Source organism: Oscillochloris sp. ZM17-4 (genome assembly GCF_019599295.1).
Classification (GTDB): Bacteria; Chloroflexota; Chloroflexia; order Chloroflexales; family Chloroflexaceae; genus Oscillochloris.
Genome location: NZ_JAIEWN010000058.1, coordinates 6,548 through 27,076, shown reverse-complemented (window position 1 = coordinate 27,076; position 20,529 = coordinate 6,548). Strand labels below are relative to the sequence as shown.

Annotated in this window: 16 protein-coding genes; 5 read left to right on the top strand and 11 right to left on the bottom strand. The window is 71.1% G+C overall.

Features of this window, described 5'->3' with window-relative positions:
• Window positions 1-959, bottom strand: a 959-nt coding sequence (locus tag K2Z83_RS25120) for a sugar phosphate isomerase/epimerase (RefSeq protein ID WP_220597922.1), incomplete at its 3' end; no start/stop codon positions are given.
• A gap of 330 nt (window positions 960-1,289) precedes the next feature.
• On the opposite strand from K2Z83_RS25120, the gene K2Z83_RS25115 reads away from it, so the two are divergent.
• The 3 genes from K2Z83_RS25115 (at window position 1,290) to K2Z83_RS25110 (ending at window position 4,272) form a co-directional block, all read left to right on the top strand.
• Window positions 1,290-2,660, top strand: coding sequence for an SH3 domain-containing protein (locus tag K2Z83_RS25115; protein WP_220597921.1), 1,371 nt, complete (start codon window positions 1,290-1,292; stop codon window positions 2,658-2,660).
• A gap of 406 nt (window positions 2,661-3,066) precedes the next feature.
• Window positions 3,067-3,873 carry a hypothetical protein gene (locus tag K2Z83_RS29435; RefSeq protein ID WP_370650277.1) on the top strand — a complete coding sequence of 269 codons (807 nt, stop codon included), beginning with the start codon at window positions 3,067-3,069 and terminating at the stop codon, window positions 3,871-3,873.
• A 30-nt stretch (window positions 3,874-3,903) separates the two neighbouring features.
• A complete protein-coding gene (locus tag K2Z83_RS25110; protein WP_220597920.1) occupies window positions 3,904-4,272 on the top strand; it encodes a nitroreductase/quinone reductase family protein in 369 nt (122 codons plus the stop codon).
• 20 nt (window positions 4,273-4,292) lie between these two features.
• Here K2Z83_RS25110 and K2Z83_RS25105 read toward each other — a convergent pair whose 3' ends face one another.
• The 7 genes from K2Z83_RS25105 to K2Z83_RS25080 all read right to left on the bottom strand — a co-directional run bounded on the left by K2Z83_RS25105 (window position 4,293) and on the right by K2Z83_RS25080 (window position 15,285).
• Window positions 4,293-4,820: a hypothetical protein gene (locus tag K2Z83_RS25105; protein WP_220597919.1), complete on the bottom strand. Its 528-nt coding sequence runs from the start codon at window positions 4,818-4,820 to the stop codon at window positions 4,293-4,295.
• Window positions 4,821-5,186: 366 nt separating this feature from the next.
• Complete coding sequence (locus K2Z83_RS29430) at window positions 5,187-7,520, bottom strand: GH36-type glycosyl hydrolase domain-containing protein (protein WP_370650276.1); 2,334 nt, start codon at window positions 7,518-7,520, stop codon at window positions 5,187-5,189.
• Window positions 7,517-12,697: a glucoamylase family protein gene (locus K2Z83_RS25100; protein WP_370650275.1), complete on the bottom strand. Its 5,181-nt coding sequence runs from the start codon at window positions 12,695-12,697 to the stop codon at window positions 7,517-7,519. Before K2Z83_RS25100 ends, K2Z83_RS29430 begins: the two co-directional genes overlap by 4 nt.
• Before the next feature lie 242 nt (window positions 12,698-12,939).
• On the bottom strand, window positions 12,940-13,320 hold the full coding sequence (locus tag K2Z83_RS25095; RefSeq protein WP_220597918.1) for a hypothetical protein: 381 nt from the start codon (window positions 13,318-13,320) through the stop codon (window positions 12,940-12,942).
• 159 nt (window positions 13,321-13,479) lie between these two features.
• The gene (locus K2Z83_RS25090) at window positions 13,480-14,223 is read right to left on the bottom strand and encodes a CPBP family intramembrane glutamic endopeptidase (protein ID WP_220597917.1); all 744 of its coding nucleotides are present in this window, start codon (window positions 14,221-14,223) and stop codon (window positions 13,480-13,482) included.
• Between the two features lie 69 nt (window positions 14,224-14,292).
• Window positions 14,293-14,523: a hypothetical protein gene (locus K2Z83_RS25085; protein WP_220597916.1), complete on the bottom strand. Its 231-nt coding sequence runs from the start codon at window positions 14,521-14,523 to the stop codon at window positions 14,293-14,295.
• Between the two features lie 15 nt (window positions 14,524-14,538).
• Entirely contained in the window at window positions 14,539-15,285 is a 747-nt protein-coding gene (locus K2Z83_RS25080) for a hypothetical protein (RefSeq protein WP_220597915.1), read from the bottom strand.
• 205 nt (window positions 15,286-15,490) lie between these two features.
• Between K2Z83_RS25080 and K2Z83_RS25075 the strand changes: the two genes are divergently transcribed.
• On the top strand, window positions 15,491-15,862 hold the full coding sequence (locus K2Z83_RS25075) for a hypothetical protein (RefSeq protein ID WP_220597914.1): 372 nt from the start codon (window positions 15,491-15,493) through the stop codon (window positions 15,860-15,862).
• Between the two features lie 54 nt (window positions 15,863-15,916).
• On the opposite strand, the gene K2Z83_RS25070 is transcribed toward K2Z83_RS25075, so the two are convergent.
• From K2Z83_RS25070 to K2Z83_RS25060, 3 genes are all read right to left on the bottom strand, one after another.
• Entirely contained in the window at window positions 15,917-17,119 is a 1,203-nt protein-coding gene (locus K2Z83_RS25070) for an MFS transporter (RefSeq protein ID WP_220597913.1), read from the bottom strand.
• 61 nt (window positions 17,120-17,180) lie between these two features.
• Window positions 17,181-19,703, bottom strand: a complete 2,523-nt coding sequence (locus K2Z83_RS25065) for a LuxR C-terminal-related transcriptional regulator (protein WP_220597912.1) — start codon at window positions 19,701-19,703, stop codon at window positions 17,181-17,183.
• Between the two features lie 79 nt (window positions 19,704-19,782).
• On the bottom strand, window positions 19,783-19,932 hold the full coding sequence (locus K2Z83_RS25060) for a hypothetical protein (RefSeq protein WP_220597911.1): 150 nt from the start codon (window positions 19,930-19,932) through the stop codon (window positions 19,783-19,785).
• A 273-nt stretch (window positions 19,933-20,205) separates the two neighbouring features.
• On the opposite strand from K2Z83_RS25060, the gene K2Z83_RS25055 reads away from it, so the two are divergent.
• Window positions 20,206-20,529: response regulator (locus K2Z83_RS25055; protein ID WP_220597910.1), on the top strand; the 324-nt coding region annotated here is incomplete at its 3' end.

Sequence of the window (20,529 nt, the reverse complement as noted above, 5' to 3'; positions counted from 1 at the left end):
GTGAGATCGAGGCGGCGCACCAGGGCCACGGCCTCGGGGGCGCCCTGCTCGCGGCCCATGCCGTTGTCCTCCCACTCGATCGAGAGCGGGCCCTGGTAGCCCACATCGTTCAGGGCGCGGAAGATTCGCTCGAAGGGCACGCCGCCGCGCCCCGGCGAGACGAAGTCCCAGCCGCGGCGGTGGTCGCCGAAGAAGAGGTGCGAGCCGAGCACGCCGTTGCGCCCGTTCAGGTTGCGCACCGACTCCTTGACGTGCATGTGGTAGATCTGCGCGCCGTACTCGTAGACAAACTCGACCGGGTCGAGCATCTGCCAGTAGAGGTGGCTCGGGTCGAAGTTGATGCCGAAGCCGGGGCGGTAGCCGACCGCGTCCAGAGCGCGGCGGGTGGTCCAGAAGTCGTAGGCGATCTCGCCGGGGTGGACCTCCAGGGCGAACTTCACCCCGACCGAGTCGTAGACATCGATGATCGGGTTCCAGCGGTCGGCGAACTCGGCAAAGCCGCGCTCGATCATCTCGGGGGGCACCGGCGGGAACATGGCCAGCACGTGCCAGATCGGCGAGCCGGTGAATCCGGTGACGACCTTTAGGCCGAGGGCGGCGGCAGCGTGGGCGGTGGCCTGCATCTCCTCGGCGGCCCGCCGGCGCACCCCCTCTGGCTCGCCATCGCCCCAGACGCGGGGCGGGACGATGCTCTTGTGGCGCTCGTCGATCACCGCGTCGGCGACGGCTTGGCCGACCAGGTGCCCGGCCAGGGCCACCAGCTTCAGGTCGTGCTGCTCCAGCAGATCGGTGATCTGGCGCACGTAGGCGTCGGACTCGGCGGCCCTCACCACATCGACGTGATGCCCCCAGCAGGCCAGCTCCAGACCGTCGAAGCCCCAGGACCTACACAGCGGCGCGAGCTGCTCCAGGGGCATATCGGCCCACTGCGGCGTTGCGAGTGTGACGAGTCGTGACATGGATTCCTCCTCGTTGGGCACGCAGGCGTTGGGACGTGCCCGTATCACCCTATTATAGACGGCTTTGGCGCAAAAATGCCCTATGAAGTTCGGATGGTCTGGCCCCCCTCTCCTGTGGCCGAAGGCCACAGGAGAGGGGGCTGGGAGGTGAGGGCCGTTCGGCGGCAGACTGCCAAGCTGCTACGAGCCTTGTCTTAGTGTCGCCTTTTATCGAGACTGTTGCGCGTACTGTCGGGGTATGTCGGCGATTGACGTTGACAGTGTGAGCGTGCTATTATTCGGTGGACACTGCTGCGGCAACGCCGCACCTGAACAAGGAATCCCGCTCGCATGCAAGATCTGCTCAGCCGCCTCGACCCGACGATTGCGATCATCCTGATTGTGGCCGGCGTGCTCGCGCTGGTGATCGTCGTTATCCTCACCAGGCGCCTGCGGCGACGCCAAGCCCCGCTCGACGACTCGATGGGAGTCTCGCCCGGCCTCAGCGGCCCTGTGGACTACACCTCGCTCCCGCTCGACGATGAGCCGAGCGGGTGGCGAGATCGCTTTGCCAACCTCTCCCTAGCCGGTAAGATTCTCGTCATCCTCGTGCCGATCCTAGCGATCCTGGGGATCATCGTGCTGGTGCTCACCCTGATGCCCGGAAGCAACCAGGCGCCTCCGCCCGCCCAGCTGCCCACCGCTGAGCCGGTGAGCATGACGGTCACCAAGGCCGATGTGATCCGGGTCAGCCCGGTGACGGTGAGCATCGCCGCTGAGACCACCGGGCTCGACGATGGCACCAAGGTGAGTGTGGAGCTGCTGGCCGACGGGCAGCCCTTCCCATTCCTCCGCCCCGAGGATCTGCAGGGCGAGGTTCGGCGCGGGCGCGTCGAGATCCAGGCCCGCAAGCTTGACGAAGCCGCCGCGCCCGCCGAGGGGCCGGTGTACCGCGTGCGTATGAGCACGTCCGATGGCCAGGCTAGTAGCGAGCTTGACCTGACAGTGCCGCCGAGCTACGCCGCCATCTTCTATGGCAGCGAGGCCGTCGCGCCGACCGCCACGCCAGCGCCGACCGCCACGCCGACCGCCACGCCGGAGGTGGCCGGGGCGACGCCAGAGCCCGCCGCCACGCCCGTTCCCGCGCCGCCCAGCGGCCCCGAGGTGGGCGTCGGCAACGGGGGCAACGTCCGCGCCCTGCCGATCGTCACCGCCAACAACCGGGTCGGCGGCGTGGACGCCGGCAACACCGTGCAGCTGGTCGAGCGCACGCCGAACGGCCTCTGGTATCGGATCACCTTCACCAACACCGACGACGGACAGCAGCAGGTCGGCTGGATCAGCGCGTCCCTGCTGAGCATCCCCGCCGACGTGCAGGCGCAGATCCCGGTCGCCACCATCGTCAGCGTCTTCCAGAACGGTGCCATCTACGCGAGCCCGGACTCCGCCAGCACCGAGCTCGACCGGGTCAACGTCGATGAGGTGGTGGACCTCAAGCAGAAGACGGCCGACGGCGACTGGTATCAGGTCGAGAATGTCCGCGGCAAGCTCGGCTGGGTGCCAGCAAACCTCCTCGGCATCCCTGAGGATGGGCTGGGCCGCGCAGCGCCAGGAGCGGCTCGGCAGCGATCTGGCCGCGCTCCAGGGCGAGGAGGCCGAGCTCTCGGGCCGCCGCGCCGCCGCCGAGGTCGCCGCCGCCGAGGCCGAGCTGCGGCTGGCTGAGCTGCGCGCCCGCCAGGAGGCCGAGGCCCAGGCCGACCGGGCCGCCCAGGAGCGGGTGGCCGGCCTGCGCGCCGCCGCCGGCTCCGCCGAGGGCCAGCTGCGCGCCCAGCGCACCCTGCTGGCCGCCCACGAGCGCAGCCTGGCCGAGGGCGAGCGCCAGCTTTCCTCTGTGGCGGCCAGCGTGGCCGAGCTGGAGGCTGAGCGCGGGAGGATCGGCGCGGCCCACGCCCGCGTCGAGGCTGAGCACCACGCCCTGCTGTCCGAGATCGATGCCCTACGCGCCCAGATCGACCCGGCCGAGGAGGCCCTGCGCGCCGACGAGCTGGCCCAGGCCGACCTGGAGCGGCGCGAGCAGGCGGCCACCGCCGCCCTGCTTGAGCGCGAGTCCGCCCATGGCCGCGCCGCCATGGAGGCCCAGCGCGCCGGGGATCGCCAGGACGCCATCTACGAGCGGGCCGCCGCCGACGATATTGATGTGGAGGCTCTGGATGTGCCCGCTGAGGGCGCGCCCGCCGAGGAGCTCCAGCCCGAGATCGACGCGCTCAGGGCGAAGATCCTGCGCATGGGCGCGGTGAACCAGCTGGCCCTGGAGGAGTATGAGGAGGCCGCCGAGCGTCACCGCTTTCTCAGCGAGCAGGTGGCCGACCTGCGCGAGGCCGAGGGCTCGCTCATGGAGCTGATCACCGCCCTGGAGGGCGCGATGAGCCAGCGCTTCATCACCACCTTTCACGCCGTGGCCGCCGAGTTTGAGCAGAGCTTCGTGCGGCTGTTCGGCGGCGGCTCGGCGAAGCTCCAGCTCACCGGCGGGCCTTCTGGCAACGGCCATCTGCCCGAGGATGAGCCCGACGCGCCGACGCCCGCCGGACGCGGCCAGGGCGTCGAGATCATTGTGCGGCCGCCTGGCAAGAAGCAGCAGAGCATCTCGCTGCTCTCCGGCGGCGAGCGCACGCTCACCGCAGCCGCGCTGCTCTTCGCTATCCTGAAGGTCAACCCCAGCCCCTTCTGCATCCTGGATGAGACCGACGCCGCCCTGGACGAGTCGAACGTCGGGCGCTTCCGCGAGGCTCTGGCGGCCCTGTCCGACCAGACGCAGTTTATCCTGATCACCCACAACCGGGGCACGATCGAGGCCGCCGATACGCTCTACGGCGTGACGATGGGTGACGATGGCGCGTCGAAGACGATCTCGCTCAGGGTTGAGGAGTATGTGTAGGGGTTGGGGGTTGGGGGTTGGAGGTTATAGATGGACGTGGCAATCTGGCGGGCGATCGAGGGCGGGCTGACCTGTGATATCACCACGACCGGGCGGTCGAGCGGGCTGCCGCGGCGGATCGAGATCTGGTACTTCGTGATTGATGGGCAGGTTTACATAAGCGGAACGCCGGGGACGCGCGACTGGTACGCCAACGTGCTAGCGGAGCCAGCGATCACCTTCCACGTGAAGGAGGGCGCGCACGCCGATCTGGCGGCCCGCGCGCTGCCCATCCTTGATCCGGCCGAGCGGCGGCGGATCATGTCTAGGGTGAAGGCGGCCAACAGCTACTTTGCGGGCGACGACCTGGAGGCATGGGTGGCCGGCAGCCCGCTGGTGGCGGTGATGTTTACGGCGTAGGGACGTAGTGCGCCGCGTCCCTACGCGGCGTGCTGGCGGCGGATGGCCGGCTCCACCGGCACATTCGGCCCGCAGTAGGCCAGCCGCCCGCGCTCCCAGCGGGCCAGCCCGGTGGCGCAGAGCCAGGCGGCGACGGTGGCGGATCGGCGCAGCGCGGTGCTCTGGGCAAGGGGCGCGAGGCTCTGGAGGACGGCGGCGATCTCGGCGCGCCGCAGGCCGTCGCCTGTGCGCATCGCCACCACCACCGATCGGGTCGGCTCACGCTGGAGCAGCATGCGTCGCAGGGCAGTGCGCTGATCGGCCTGGTTGTAGTAGGCGAAGGCCCGTCCAAACGGCGTCAGCTCGACCGGCTCGCCGGGCTTGCAGGGCTTCACGAAGCCGAGGATACGGGCGGCCTGCGTGTAGTAGAGCCCCTGGCGGGCGACCTTCGTGCCTATGTAGACGCCGATCTCATCTGGCAGGGACTTCCCGCGGGCGATGGCCTCGGGCACCCGCGCAACATCCCAGAGAACGTCAGCCTGTGGGATATCGATGGTCTCGTGGTTCATGGTTGTCCTCGCTCGTGCTTGTATTTCTGTGCTCCAACCTACCAATCTGCCAGCCGAACATCCGTTTGGTTTCTATGTTCTATAATAGCCTAGACTTTGCGATTGTCAAGATGCTTTTACCGTCCACAAAAAAACTGGTTCTGCTGCGGCGCGGCGTCGCCGCGCCGCAGCAGAACCAGTTTTTTGTGGGAGAGCGAAGCTCTCCCACACCCTCACCGTGCCCAGCGTTGTTGCTGGCAGCAAAACCAGTTTTTTGTGGGAGAGCGAAGCTCTCCCACACCCTCACCGTGCCCAGCGTTGTTGCTGGCAGCAGAACCAGTTTTTTGTGGGAGAGCGAAGCTCTCCCACATCCTCACACAGATTCGGTCAGCCCCTGGCGATGATCACCCGCACCTCGTGCGCGCCGCCGGCGGCGTCGAGCGGGATCTGGCCGTCCGCTAGCTCCACGCCGTCGAGGCTCACCGTGCCTGCGCCGCGCCCGCGCTCGACCGTGATTTGGTAGGTCGCCGCGCCGACCGTGTAGGTCGCCGCGTAGCCCGGCCACTCCGGCGGCAGGCATGGGCGTACTGTCAGGGTGTCGCCCCGGCGGCGCAGGCCGAGCAGCTGCTCGATGCCCAGGCGGTAGAGCCAGCCCGCCGAGCCGGTGTACCACGTCCAGCCGCCGCGCCCGGCGTGGCCCGGCGCGGTGTAGACATCGGCGGCGATGGTGTAGGGCTCGACCATATAGCGCTCGGAGTGCTCGGCGGCGTGGCGCACCGGGCTGATCAGGCGCAGCAGCTCGGCCACCCTCCCGCCCTCGCCGAGCATGGCCCATGCCCAGATCGTCCAGATCGCGGCGTGGGTGTACTGGCCGCCGTTCTCGCGCACCCCCGGCAGGTAGCCCTTGATGTAGCCGGGGTTGTGGTCGCTCTTGTCGAAGGCTGGGGTGAAGAGCCGGATCAGCCCGGCCTCGTGGTCGACGAGCTGGGCGTCGACGGCGTCCATGCCCGCGCGCGCGCGCGCCGGGTCGCCCGCCCCCACGATCACCGCCCATGACTGGACAAGCGAGTCGATCCGGCACTCCTCGCTACGATGCGAGCCAAGCGGCGTGCCATCGTCGTAGAAGGCGCGCAGGTACCAGTCGCCGTCCCATGCGTGGGCCTCGATGGCGGCCCGCAGCCGCTCGGCCTCGGCCCGGTAGCGCTCGGCCCGCCCGCCGTCGCCGCGCCGCTCGGCCAGCTCGGCGAAGGGCAGCAGCACCGCGATCAGGAACCAGCCGACCCAGACGCTCTCGCCCTTGCCCGCGCCCACGAGGTTCATGCCATCGTTCCAGTCGCCCGCACCCATCAGCGGCAGGCCGTGGGGTCCCATGCGCCCCAGCCCGTAGTCGATCGCCTTAGTGCAGTGCGTGTAGAGCGTGCCCTCGCGTGACGAGACAACCGGAAGGTCGTAGTACTCGGCCTCGTCGGGCTGCAGGAGCCGCCCCTCCAGGAAGGGCGTCGTCTCGTCCAGCACCGCCACATCGCCCGTCGCCTCGCAGTAGTGCTGCGCGACATAGGGCAGCCAGAGGTAGTCGTCGGAGAAGCTGGTGCGGACGCCGCGCCCGGTGGGCGGGTGCCACCAGTGCTGCACGTCGCCCTCGACGAACTGGCGGGCGGCGGCGCGCAGGATCTGGGCGCGGGCCACCTCGGGCGCGGCGTGGGCCAGGGCCATCACGTCCTGGAGCTGGTCGCGGAAGCCGTAGGCCCCGCCCGACTGGTAGAAGGCCGAGCGCGCCCACACCCGGCAGACCAGGGTCTGGTAGAGCAGCCAGCCGTTCAGCAGCACGTCGAGGGCCGGGTCGGGCGTATGCACCTGGGCCGCCCCGAGCAGCGCGCGCCAGCCGGATACGGCGGCCTCGTGGGCGCGGGCCGCCGCGCCCGGCTCGCGGTAGCGCGCCACCAGCTGCAGCGCCTCGTCGGCGTCGGCCCCCTGGCCGAGCAGGAAGACGACCTCGCGCTCCTCTCCGGGGGCCAGATCCACCGCGCAGCGGATGGCGCCGCAGGGGTCGTGCCCGACGCCGGCGTGGCCGGAGAGGCTGCGCGCGGCCATGCCCGCCGGCCGCCTGAGGTCGCCGTTGCGCCCGATGAACTCCGTCCGGTCGCCGGTGTAGCTCAGCTCGCGCTCGCTGGCGGCGAGGAAGGCCACCCGCCCGCCGAGCTCGACGTTGTAGGCGTTGCGGGCCAGCAGCGCGGCGGCCTCCTCGTCATACGAGGTGACGATATAGGGGGCCATCTGGGCGCGGAAGACGCCCAGCACCCACTCGGCGTAGAGCGTCGCCGTCAGCCGCGCGGGCTGCTCGCCGTGGTTGCGCAGCCGCAGGCGGAAGATCTTCACCGGGTCGTCGGCGGGGACGGACAGGGTCAGCGCGCTCTCAATAGCGCCGCGGCGGCGCTCGAACACGCTGTAGCCGAAGCCGTGGCGCACGCGCACGTGCCCCGCGCCGGCGGGGCGCGGCGTGGGCGACCAGATCGCGCCGCTGGCCTCATCGCGCAGGTAGAGCGCCTCGCCCAGCGGGTCGCGCACGGGGTCGTTCGACCATGGGGTGAGCCGGTTCTCGCGGCTGTTGCCGGCCCAGGTGTAGCCGCCGCCGCCCTCGGTGATGATGAAGCCGAAGCCCGGGTTGGCCACCACGTTCGTCCATGGCGCGGGCGTCGTGCGGCCGGGGGCCAGGTCGATCACATACTCGCGCCCGTCGGGCGTGAAGCCGCCGTAGGGCGAGGGTAGGACGAGGTCGATCGGCGGGAGTCGCCCTCGGCGCGCGGCCGACGTGAGGCCAGCAGCGCGTCGTGCTCGGGCACGAACTCGGTCTCGACGAACAGGTTGGCGAAGGCCGGGTGGGCCTCGTCGGCGGCGGGCGGGGCCAGCACCACCTCGCTGTAGCTGGTCAGCTCCAGCTCGCGCGGCGCTGCGGTCAGGTTCGTCAGCGTCACCCGGCGCAGCTCGGCCTGCTCCTCTGGCGAGACCACCACCTCCATGCGGGTGTCGATGCCCGCCACGCGCTGGCGAAACTCGGCCCGGTCGAGCCCGTAGGTCACCTGGTAGCTCTGGGGCTTGTGGCGGGTCGGCTGGTAGCCGGTGGACCAGACGGTGCCGCTGCGGGCGTCGCGGACATAGATGAAGCTGCCCCAGCTGTCGCAGGTGACATCGGAGCGCCAGCGGGTGACGGCTATCGTATCGAAGGAGCTGCCGCCGCCGCCGGCGGTGGTCAGCATCACGCTGTAGCGGCCGTTGGAGAGCAGGTGGGTGTAGGGCACGGCGGTGAAGGGCGTGGCGAACTGGCGGGGCGCGGGCGGGGCGGCGAAGGCGACCTGGGGCTCGCGCGCGGTGGCCCGCACCGTCTGGGCCGGCCTGGTCTGGGGCACCCGCTCCTGGAGCAGCATCTCGGCAGACTGGACGAGCGGCTCGGCGTGGAATCGCCGCTGCATGACATTATCGTGGAGCGCGTTGGCCAGGGCGAGCAGGCTCATGCCCTGGTGGTGGGCCATAAACGAGCGGATGATCGCGCGGCGCTGGCCGGGCGGCAGCCGGCTGGGGGTGTAGTCGGCCGCCTCGTAGAGCCCATAGTCGCCAAGCATATCGTCGGCGATCAGCGCGCGCAGGTTGGCCAGCGCCTCGGCAGGGCGCACCGGCAGCGCCAGCACCGTCGCGTAGGGGGCCACCACCAGATCGTCGTCGAGGCCGCTCTTCAGGCCCAGGCCGGGCACGCCGAAGGCGTGGTACTGGTAGTTCATCGCCAGGTCGCGGGCGTTGTAGGCCGACTCGGAGATGCCCCAGGGCACGCCGCGCTCCTTGCCGTAGGCGATCTGGCGGGCGACGGCGGCGGCGTAGGTCGTATCAAGCAGCGTCTCGGGGTAGCGGCGCATCAGCAGCAGCGGCATCAGATACTCGAACATGGTGCCGCTCCACGAGAGCAGCGCCGCGCCTAGCCCCACCGCCGTCAGGCTGCGGCCCATGCGGAACCAGTGCTCCTGCGGCACATCGCCCCTGGCGATCGCCAGGAAGCTGCCCATGCGCGCCTCGGAGGCCAGCAGGTCGTAGTACGATCCGTCGCGCCGACCATCGGCCACGCTGTAGCCGATGGCGAAGAGGTGACGCCGGTCGTCGTAGAGGAAGTCGAACTCCATCAGATCGACCTGCTCGGAGCAGGCGCGGGCGATGCGCGCGTGGCGGGCCAGCAGCTCGCAGGCGTCGGGCGCGCCGTCGTCCGCGAGCTCCGCCAGGGTCGGCGGCGCATCCTCGTGCCGGGCCGCCGGCACCAGCGTGTCGATGTCATCGAGGAACCCGCGGGCCTGGGCGCCGAGCCGCTGGGCCCACTCGGCGGCCGGGCCGGCCACATGGAGATCGCCCACCCATGCCACGACCTCGTCCAGCAGCTCGCGGTAGCCGCCCACCGTCTCGGGCACGTCCTGGAGCGCCGCCACCAGATCGGCGACGGCCCGGCGCGACACGGGCGACTTGGCGAGCTTCTCCTCAAGCAGTGCGAGGGTGTCGATCATGCCGGAGATCGCCAGCGGGCCGATCAGCGGGAGATCGCCCAGCGCCAGGTAGCTCTGGCGCAGGGTGAGCAGGGCGCCGGCCAGGTTGCCGCTGTCCACCGTGGAGACATAGGCCGGCGGCAGGGGGCGCAGGGTTCGCGTGTCGTACCAGTTCAGCAGGTGGCCCGCGTGGCGCTCCAGACGCCCCACCGTCGCAAGAACTCGCTCGGTGCGCGCGGTCAGCTCCAGCGCCCCGATATAGCCGAAGTCGTGGGCGGCCACATCGGTGAGCAGCTGGAGGCCAATGTTCGTCGGCGAGGTGCGGTCCGCGATCGCCGGCTGCGGCGTCTCCTGAAAGTTATCGGGCGCGAGGAAGTTGGCCTCGGCGCGCACAAAGCGCTCGAAGAAGGCCCATGTGGCGCGGGCCAGATGGCGCAGCAGCAGCTCGTCCTCGGCGCCGATCGGCAGGGGCGCGTCGATGTGGGGGTGATCCAGCCATGCGGCCAGGGCCGGCGCGGCGAGCCAGGCGGCCAGCACCGGCAGGGCGGCCAAGGCGTCAACATAGCGTCGTCCGGGCAGGGCTACGAGGGCCGCGCCCACGACGGCCAGCGGCATGCCCCGCCGGAGCACCGGCGTGTGCGAGCGCTGGAGCCGACCCTGGGACTGGGCGGCGGTCTCCCACTCTAGCAGGTTGCGTCGCGTGCCCAGCATGCGCGTCAGCGAGCGGGCGATCGCGTCGAGGTTGAGCACTGCCTGATCCGGCAGGAAGGCCGTGTTGAGCGCCAGACGCCGCGCGCTGAGCTGGAGCTCGCGCCCCCTCGCCCGCAGCGCGCCCATATTGGCCGGGTCCAGGGCGACGGCGCGGGCGGCGGCGGCGAGGTCGAAGGCCAGGGGCGCGGCCAGATGCGCCAGGGCCAGCCCCGCCCAGGCCATCGGGCGGCCGGGCAGCCAGCGCCATCCCGCGATGAGCAGGGCGACGGTGGCCGGCGGGGTCAGGCTGCGCCGCAGGTTATCGTAGATCTTATAGCGGGCGATGGCCGGCAGCACATTCGGCTGCCAGCCGTCGCGGCCGGGCGTGCGCGGCAGCAGCCACGCGGCGATCTGCCAGTCGCCGCGCACCCAGCGGTGCTGGCGAGCCGCCCAGGCGGCGTAGGTCGTCGGGTAGCTGTCCACCACCTCCACATCGCTCAGCAGGCCGACGCGGGCGTAGAGGCCCTCGATCAGGTCGTGGCTAAGCAGAGTGTTCTCGGGGAAGCGCCCGCGCAGGGACTCCCGCAGCGCCGCCGGCTCGTAGATGCCCTTGCCGGCGTAGATGCCCTCGCCGAACAGATCCATGTAGGCGTCCGAGACCGCCGTGGTGTAGGGGTCGACGCCGATATTGCCGGCGAACACGCGGGCGAAGCGGCTGGCGGTGGCGCTGGGCAGGTCGATGCCGACACGTGGCTGGAGGATGCCGTAGCCCTCGGCCACCAGGCCGGTCGCCGGGTCGAGCCGGGCCTGGTTGAGCGGGTGGGCCAGGGTGCCGATCATGGCCTGGCCCACATCGCGCGGCAGCTGCGTGTCGGCATCAAGGGTGATCACATAGCGCACCCGCTCCAGCAGGCTCATGTCGCCGACCATGGCCGCGTAGGAGGTCTCGCGGTCGCCGGCCAGCAGTGCGTTGAACTCATCAAGCTTGCCGCGCTTGCGCTCCCAGCCCATCCAGAGGCCCTGGCGCTCGTTCCAGATCCGGCGGCGGTGCAGCAGCATGTAGCGATCTGGCCCGTGGCGCTCGGCGAGCTGGCGCATGCGCTCAGCGGCGACCTCCAGCAGCGAGGCGTCCTCGGGCATAGTTTCCTCAGGCGCGTCGGCGAAGTCGGTCAGCAGCGCGAAGTGCAGGTTCTGATCCTGGTTGGCCAGGGCGATCACCTCCAGGCCATCGAGGAGCCGGCTCACGCTGTCCGGGGTCAGCAGCAGGGTCGGCACGACGACGACCGTCGTCAGCTCGGGGGGGATGCCCTCGGCGAGATCGAGGCGCGGCAGCACGCGCGGCGGCAGCAGGCTTGTCACCGCGCGGTTGACCAGCTCGGCGGCGAGGGCGCTCGCCGGGAGCAGCGCGAGGGCGAGGCCCCATAACGATGTTTTTCCAGACCATTGTAGGGGCGAAGCAGCGGCCCCGGAAAGGCTATCGCTGTTCGCCAGGCATTCTGAGGGCGCTGCTTCGCCCCTACCAAAACCGCCTGCCGCCAGCCGCAGCCCGCCGGCCACCGTGGCCGCCGTGGCCCCGCCGATAGCGCCCAGGTAGCAGGCGGTCGGGTGATCCATGGCGATGCGGAGGGCAGCATCGGCGAGCGTCGGGCGGTAGCCAAGCTCACCCTCGAAGGCGGCGCGGCCCTTGTCCACCAGGTAGTAGCCGATATGGCGTCCGCGAAGATCATCATCAGGCGCCGCCGCCGCGCGAGCGATCAGGCGTCGGGCGACCTCGTCCTCACCCAGCTTCGCGCGGAGGGCCAGATCCTCAACCGCGTGACGGTAGCGGTCGCGGGTGGCGAAGGTGCTGCGGGCATAGGCGCCCGCCGGGTCGCGGCGCAGGATCTGCTCGATCTGGCTCACCCGCTCGAACCAGTCCGGCCAGTCGAGGGCGCTGATCGCCCGCATGCTGCCGATGGTGTTGCCCACCGAGACCTGGTTGGCCGCCTGGCGCTGGTGCTCCTCGTGGACGAGCGACTCGACCGTCTTGTGCGGCGTGACCGGCTGGGTCTCCAGCCAGCTCACCAGCCGGCCGATGTCGTGCTCGCCCTCGTGGGCGCGCAGGCGGCGCAGCAGCTGGGCGGCCAGGGTGAGGGGCATGGACGGGTGGTGCCGGGACAGCTCACGCAGCACGCTCGCCTCGTGGGCATCCTCGCCCGGCGTGCCGAGCAGCCGCTCGGCCCAGACATCAGCCTCGGCGCGCAGCGCGCGCACCTGGAGCACCTGGGCCGACAGTCGGCTGAGGTTCTTCACCAGCCCGATCCGCAGCATGATCGCGATAGCCCACAGCTCCCCCATGCGCAGCGGCGCGACCGACTGGTAGGCGTTGAGGAAGCGCAGCAGGATCTCGGCGTCCACCCGCCCATCGGTATGGCCGATCAGCTCCAGCGTGATAGCGTAGACGCGGGGCAGCCCGGCGAGCGGGCCGCGCCGCAGCTTCGGCAGCTGGCGGTAGTAGCCCGGCGGCAGGTCGTGGCGGATCGCGCGGATCTGGTCGTTGACGACGTGAAAGTTATCGATCAGCCACTCGGCGGCCGGGCTAATTGGCACGCGCCGCCGAATATCCTCGCCGAGGAGCTGGTGGGCGGCCGTGATCTGCCGCCCGTCGCGCTCAAGCGCGACGCGCAGCGGGTCGCCGCCCCAGGGCAGCACGGCGGCGTCGCGGTGGGCGGCGGCGAGGGCTCCGGCGTAGGCGTCGAGCAGCGCGGCGCTGAGCAGATCGCCGCGCAGGGGGGCGAAGGTGGGCTCGGTGAGCGGGCCTTGGTCGGGCGGTGGGCGGAGGCGTGCGGTGATCGACCGAAAGCCTCCCGCGAGCGCAGCGCGGGTGTTCTGAAAGATGATAGGCTCCTTGCTGGGAGGGGTTTTTGGGGGGGGGCTCCCCCGAGAGGGAACAGTTAGCCCCCGGCGGTGCGCCCGCGCAGCATCAGGCTGTCGTCCCGGCTAGAGTGCCGAGTCGGCTGGCCCACGCGTGGGCCGAGATCGATGATCTGGACACACAGATCGCGCCCCCTGCTCGCAAGCTCTGCGGTGAACTCCAGCTCATCGCGCAGCGTGTGGACGATGTCGTCGAGCGGGATGCCGCTGGCCCGGCCCTGGGCGATCAGATCGCCAAGCCGCGATTCGAGCGCCTCAAGGGTGAGATCTGACTCAGGGGAAAGATCGCTCAGCGAGTTGAAGAGCTCGCACACCGGGCAGATCACGCCGGGTGCGTCGTTGGCGGGCGCAGCGAGCGGCGTGCCACAGTTAGCACAGCGAAGTGACGGAAGATCATGCATGGTACACCTTTTTGGGCGCAGGCCCGGCGAGGCACCCGCAGGTTGTGGTCGGCAGAGGCCGCCTCTCCGACACCTGTACTAGCATATTCCGTGCCCGGCAGGCGCATGCCGCGCTGGCGCTGCTGCGGCGCGGCGAAGCCGCGCCGCAGCAGCGCCAGCCTACGCCTCCCGATCCGCGCCCCGCCATCCCCAGAGCAGGGAGATCCCGTAGCACAGGAGCACCACATCGCGGGCGACCTCGACCGGGATGACGGGCAGCCGCCCGAAGTGCAGCGAGAAGTCGCCGAAGGCGTGCAGGATGATCAGCGGCCAGATGGTGTTGGTGCGCAGACGCAGGGCCGCGTAGCCGAAGCCGCCCGTGGCCGCGCCCACAACCTGGGCCAGCACGATCGCCGGGCTGGCCCGGAAGGACAGGTTGGCCAGATGGCTGAGCCCGAAGAGCAGGCCGCAGATCATGGCCGCCCGCATTGGCCCAAGCCGCCGCAGGGCATAGAGCGTGACCCCGCGCCAGAGCGTCTCCTCGCGCAGCCCCACCAGCAGGTAGCCGGCGGCCAGCGCCCCGGCCACGCCCAGCTCATCGCCGCGGAAGCCGAGCGCGAACGGCAGCGCGAAGATCATCGCCGCCGGCAGCCAGAGCAGGCCCAGGCTGCGCCAGGCTGCCGGCCGGTTGAAGCCGCTCTCGCGCCACCAGCCCAGCCCGGCCACCAGGCCCATGGTGATCGCGGTCAGCGTCACCAGCGCGGCGAACTCGGCCCAGAACGGTGTTAGCGCAGACTGGAACCCCAGCTGGAGCCCTATGTGCAGCAGCATGTCGCCGGCCAGGATCCCCACCGCCGCCACGACTGGCTGCCGCCTGAAGAACCCCGCCATCCCCGCCTCTCCCCCCCGTACCATCGCTGACATCGCATATCCCTCCTTCAGCATTTCACATGTAACGCTCCGCATTCCGCACTCCGTGTGTCGTGCTCAGCCCTATGGCGCCGGCCCGCCCGCCGAGTCGTCTGGATCGACCCGATCCACCGAGAGGAGCTGCAGGTTCATATCGTGGATCTTCTGCAGCAGCCCAAAGAGCGCGGACTGGTCGGCCAGATCGCCGCCTAGCGAGGTCGTCCCGTCGGGGCGGCGCTCCAGCTCCAGCGGGGCCAGCCATTCGGCCCAGCGGTCATCCAGGTGGCCCTCGACTGTGATCTGATAGGTACTCATCGCTCCCTCCCCTCCTTATGAGGCCGCCCCTACCCGCGCCGCCTGATGGCCTGCCGCAAACCTCTGGCGGTAGAAGCGCATCCAGAGATAGATCCCCGGCAGCCCAATCAGCGTCGGAAGCGCCCAGGCCAGCCAGCTCCACTCCGGCGGCATGTGCGGCGAGACTTGCTGGGCCGTGAAGGCGGTGACGGTGCCGATGTAGCCGGTAAGCATGCGCAGCATGTGGATGAACCACCAGCCGTTGCGCCGCGGGTCGGGTCGCAGGAAGCCGTAGATGTCTGCGCCGGCGAATCGCAGGCTGGCTAGCCCGAAGGCGACGGACAGCATGGGGAAGGCTGCCGGCAGGCCACGGATGTCGGCGCTGGCCGGCACGCCGAAGCTGGTCCAGCCGGCCATGACGGCGACGCCCCAGGTTACGAAGCCTGCCCCGGCGGCGGCCATAAGGATGGCGCTGGCCCAGTCAAAGCGGCTGGCCGGCTGGCGCTCGGGCCGCTTGCGGAAGAGCACGCGGTATCCCGTGAGCGCCGCGTAGAAGCTGAAGATCGAGACCACCAGCAGAAAGGTATTTGGCCGGTAGAACAGCACACCAATCGCGGTGACAAAGATCGCAAACATGGCCCAGAAGTAGATCTTGCCGCTCAGGCGGTGGGCCTTGCCTCCCTTCTTGGCCACCATCGCGGCCGGCCCGGCACAGAGGGCGACAATTCCACCCAGGACGTGAATGATCAGCATGGTGCGAACAAGCAGGTTCGGGTCGTTCATCGGTTTCTCCTCCAGCGATGCGCGGTTACTGGGGGCAAGCCTACCGGTTGGCCGCCGGGCGGGCCTCTATCTACAGATAGAGCCAGCGATAGAGATTGCGCAGCGAAGGTTGGCGGGCAGGATCTACCCTGCGGTAGAGGCGCGGGGCGGGCGGGCGGCGTATGCTGGGGACAGCGACGAGGCGTAACGCTGAAGGAGACACGCGATGAACGAGATCACGACGGGTGAGCGCAGCCGCTACGAGGAGCGCGCGGCGCGGCGGCAGATGCGGCGCACGCGGCGAGCCGAGCGGCTGGGCGGATCGATCGCGGGCGGGGTCTTCCTGATCGGGCTGGGCATGCTGGCGCTGACCGGCTGGTGGTGGCCGGGGATCATGCTGGTGGTCGGCCTGGCCGGCGCGGCCGAGCTGGCCCGCCAGGGCCACATGGACGCCGCCCTGAGCACCTTCGCCCTCTGCGCCGCCATCCCGCTCGGCATCGCCCTGCTCTCGGCGATCCACATCCCCTGGCTGCCGCTGGGCGCCTTTGTGCTGATCGCCCTGGGCCTGCTGGCCCTGGCCCGCGCCAGCAGCCGCTAGGCGCTACAGAGCGTAGAGCGCAGAACGTAGTGATCTTGCGCTGCGCGCTGCGCGCTACGCCTGGGCGGCCGCCGGCATGGCGCGGGAGATCGCGAGGGCGACGATCGTCGTCGTCACCCACAGCGCGCCGGCGGCGAAGAAGATCAGCGGCGCGTGGGCCTCGGCGACCACGCCCGCGATCAGCGTCGAGAGCGGCGCGAGCAGCTTCCCCGCGCAGAGCGTGACCCCGAGCACGCGCCCGAGCTGCGCGCGCGGCGCGCGCTGCTGGATGCTGCTCTGCATCAGCACGTCGATCGCCCCGATGCCGCCGCCGAACAGCGCGACGAGGGCCAGAAAGAGCGGGGCGGTCGGCGACGCGCCGACGGCGCTCAGCGCCACGCCGGTGCCGAGGATGCCGCTGAAGAGCAGCGGCTGGCGCCAGGCTGGGCGGGCCAGGGTGCCGGCGAGCAGCGTGCCCGCCAGCGAGCCGCCGGCGAAGAGCGCCATCGCCGTGCCGAGCAGCCCCGGCCCGCTGAGGAACACCCTCTGGGCCATGGCCACGAGGCCCACCTCCAGCGGGCCGGCGACCGCCAGGTTGCCGAGCAGAAGCAGCGCGATATACAGGGCCAGCACGCGATCGGCGCGCACCGCCGCCGCCGTGGCGCGCAGGTCGGCCGCCAGCGACACGCGCTGCGCCGCCGCCGGGCGCGGCGTGGGCCGGATCAGCCAGAGCAGCCCGGCGACGCCAAGGAAGCTCGCGCTATCGATAGCGAAGGCCAGCGCCGCGCCGCTGCGCTCCAGCAGCGCGCCGCCGAGCGCCGGCCCGGCGATGCCGCTGATCAGCACGCCGCCCAGAAAGATCGCGTTCGCCCGCTCCAAGACCTCGCCGGGCACCAGCAGCGGCACCATCGAGTAGGCCGCCGGCGTGAGCACTCCCTCCAGCGCGCCCACGGCGACGGCGATCAGCGCGTATGGCCAGAGCGCGTCCACGCCCGCGCTGGACAGCCCGATCAGCGGCAGCAGCAGGATCGCCAGCAGCAGGTTCACGCCTATGAGCACGCGCCGGTGCGAGAGCCGGTCTGCCAGGGCCCCGCCAAAAGGCATGAGTAGCGCCCGCGGGATGGCGGCCAGGGCCAGCACCACGCCCAGGGCCGCGGTCGAGCCGCTGCGCTGGGACACCAGCCAGGTCAGCGTGATCAGGTAGCACTGGTCGCCGATCTGCGACAGGCTCTGCCCGGCCACAAACAGCCCGAAGTCACGTGGAGTGCTCCGCATCATCCGCTACCCTCCTCTCGGCAGATCACGGCTGGTCGAGTCCCCGGTCCTCGTGTGCTCCTGATCAGCGCTGGTCATCGTCACCTCGGGCGCGCGGTGGCACCTGACTGGCACCCTCGTCGAGCAGGCCGAAGGCGCGGGCGCGGGCGACCGCGTGGGTGCGGTCGCGCGCTTCCAGCTTGCCATACAGGTTGTGCAGGTGCGTCTTGACGGTGCCGACGCTGACCACCAGGGCGGCGGCGATCTCCTGGTTCGAGCGGCCCTCGGCGACCCAGCGCAGGATCTCGTGCTCGCGCGGGGTGAGCGGCTCGGCCAGCGGGGCGGGCGGCGGCGTGGGCGGCGGGGCGGACGGTGTGGCGGGCGCGGCAGGCGCGCCGAGCGCGCCCAGCAGCTGAGCGCGTAGGAGGCCCGCAGGCCCCTGCGCGCGGCTCGCTCGCAGCAGGGCGGCCAGCGGCGGCCCTGCATCCAGAAAGACCCGCCGCGCCGCGATCGGCGCGGCCAGCGCGAGCGCCTGGTCGAGCGCGCGCTGCGCCGCCTCGGCCTGGCCCAGCGTGACGTGGGCCAGGGCCTCCAGCACTCGCAGCTCCAGCCCGAGGGCCGCCTGGCCCGCCGCATCAGCGCGCTCGCGCTGCGGCCCGATCTGCGCCAGCGCCTCGCCGGCGCGCCCGGCCGCGATCAGCAGGCGCAGGTACGTCGTCAGCGCGAAGGCCTGCGAGGAGAACAGGGCCGCCGTCGGCGGGGCATAGCGCTGCGCCCAGCGTGCGGCGGCGGCCAGATCTCCCTGGGCGAGCGCCACCCGCGCCGCGACGGCGTCGGCCCACTCGACGACCAGCGGCAGGTGCAGCTCCAGGGCGGCGAAGCGGGCCATCGCCGCGCCGGCCGCGCGGGCGGCCTCGGGCTGGCCCTGGGCGATGCGCAGCAGCGCGAGGGCCGCGTAGCCGAAGGGCAGCGCGTCGCGCAGCTCGCCCTGCTCGGCCAGGGTCATGCCCTCCACAAGCAGCTGCTCGGCCGCGCCCAGATCATCACGGGCGTAGGCCAGCTCGCCCATGCCGATCAGCGCCCAGCCCGCTGCGGGCAGGCGGGGCTGCCCCGCCTGTGCGAGGGCCTGCGCGTACGTCTCCGCTGCGGCGTCCCAGGCGCCCAGGCTCTGCTGGAGCGCGCCCAGCAGACAGCGCGTCACAGTCGCGGCGTAGCGGTCATCGGCGTCCTGCAGCGCGATCGCGGTCTGGTAGGCCCCGACCGCATCGCGCAGGCGCCCGCCGAGGTGCATGGCCAGGGCCAGGCTCAGGGTCGCGAACCCGCGCAGGGCGTCCTCGCCCGCTGGCAGCAGGTCCAGCGCCTCGTGGGCGCGGGTGATCGCCGCCGCGTAGCTGCCGCGCACGCGCAGGATCTGGCTCTCCAGGGCCACCAGCCAGCCCTGAAGCTGCGCGCGCTCGGCGTCGGCGAGGTGCGCTCCGGCGAGCGACTCCGTCGCAGCCTGGAGCAGCGGCGGCATGGCCTCAGGGTCGGCGGCGGCAAACAGCGCCCGCGCCATCAGGAGGCAGAGTGCGGGCGATCCGCGCACCACATTGTCCGGGAGGGCGCGCAGCAGCCGGATGAGCTGGGCGAAGCCGCCGCGGCGCAGCAGCGGCTCGGCCTCGCGCGCGATCAGCTGCGCGGCGGCGGCGACCTCGCCCCCGGCGAGAGCGTGCCGCACCGCCGCGTCGAGGTGGGCCGGCCCCAGCGCCTGGAGCTGCTGGGCATACCAGGCGCTGGCCCGCCGGTGCAGCTCCGGCACGATCTCCGGGGCGGACTCGCGCAGGCGGGCGCGCAGCACATCGGCGAACAGGTGGTGGTAGCGATACCAGCGCCGCTCAGAATCCAGCGGGATGAGGAACAGGTTGGCGCGCTCAAGCTGCGCAAGGATGAAGGATGCGGGATGGAGCGTGAACGATTCAGTGTGCTCGTTGCTCACTGCCTTGACTTCATCCTTCACCCTTCTGCCTTCATCCTTCACAACCGCATCGCACAGCGGCCCGCAGAGCCGGTCGAGGATCGCCGTCTGGAGCAGGAAGGCGCGCATATGTGGCGGCTGATGGGCGAGCACCTCATCGGCCAGATAGTCGACAATATAGTGGTGGCTGCCGGCGAAGGCTGCGACGAACGCCTCGGGGTCGGGCTGGTCGCGCAGGGCCAGCCCCGCCAGCTGCAGCCCGGCGAGCCAGCCCTCGGTGCGGGCCTCCAGCCGCGCGATGGCGGCGCTGCTCAGGCTCATTCCGGTGGCCACATCGAGCAGCGCGCGGGCCTCCTCCCTGCTACAGCGCAGGTCGGCGGCGCGCAGCTCGGTCACCAGGCCGCGCGCCCGCAGCCGGGCCAGGGGCAGGGGCGGGTCTGCGCGGGCCGTGATCATCAGGTGGAGCTGCGGCGGCAGGCGCTCGATCAGCAGCGCCAGCGCCTCGTGGATGGCCGCCGCCTCAATAAACTGGTAGTCGTCGAGCACCAGCACGTAGGGGCGGCCGGGGCCGTCGCCTGGCGGCAGGGCCGCCAGGCTATTGATCAGGGTGGCGACGACCACCGCGAGCGGGGCCGGCTGCGGCGCGTGGAGCATCGTGAGCGCCGCCGCCCCGCATCCAGGCGCGAGGCGGTCGCAGGCCGCGCAGACGTAGGCCCAGAAGCGCGCGGGGGCGCTATCCTCGGCGTCGAGCGCGAGCCACGCGGCGCGCGCGCCGCTCGACGCCAGCCACGCGCCGATCGCCGTGGTCTTGCCGGAGCCGGCCGGCGCCGAGCGCAGCGAGGAGGGCCAGGGCCGTGCGGGCGATCTTCGGGGTGGGTGCCATCGTATTGCTCCTCTGTCAGGTCACGTCAACAGAGCCAGGGTAGCGCCCAAACCTGAAGAGAATCCGCAGATCGCCTGCACATCTTCTGAAGATAGCTCCTGGGTCGCAGTATCGCCCGGCGGCTGAAGCCGCGGGCTCTTGTTTGACGAAGGCCGCCTGCGCGGCCTTCGTAGACTCATGACAGGCCGGGCGCGCGCTTGAGGGCAACTTCAGATTCGTGTGGTATGCTCTCGACGGGCGACGAGCGACGAGCGACGAGCGACGAGCGACGACATGACTCAGCGCATTCTGGTGGTGGACGACGACCGCTCGATGGTGGGCGTGCTGCGGGGCTACCTGGAGCAGTCCGGCTACGCGGTGATCACGGCCTACGATGGCGACACGGCCATGCGCCTGATCCGCGCCGAGCGCCCCGACCTGGCCGTGCTCGACCTGATGATGCCGGGCCACGACGGCTGGGCGATCACCCGGCTGGTGCGGGCCGACGCGAGCCTCGCCGCCCTGCCGATCATCCTGCTGACCGCGCGGGTAGACGACAGCGACAAGATCCTGGGGCTTGAGCTCGGCGCCGACGACTACATCACCAAGCCCTTCAAC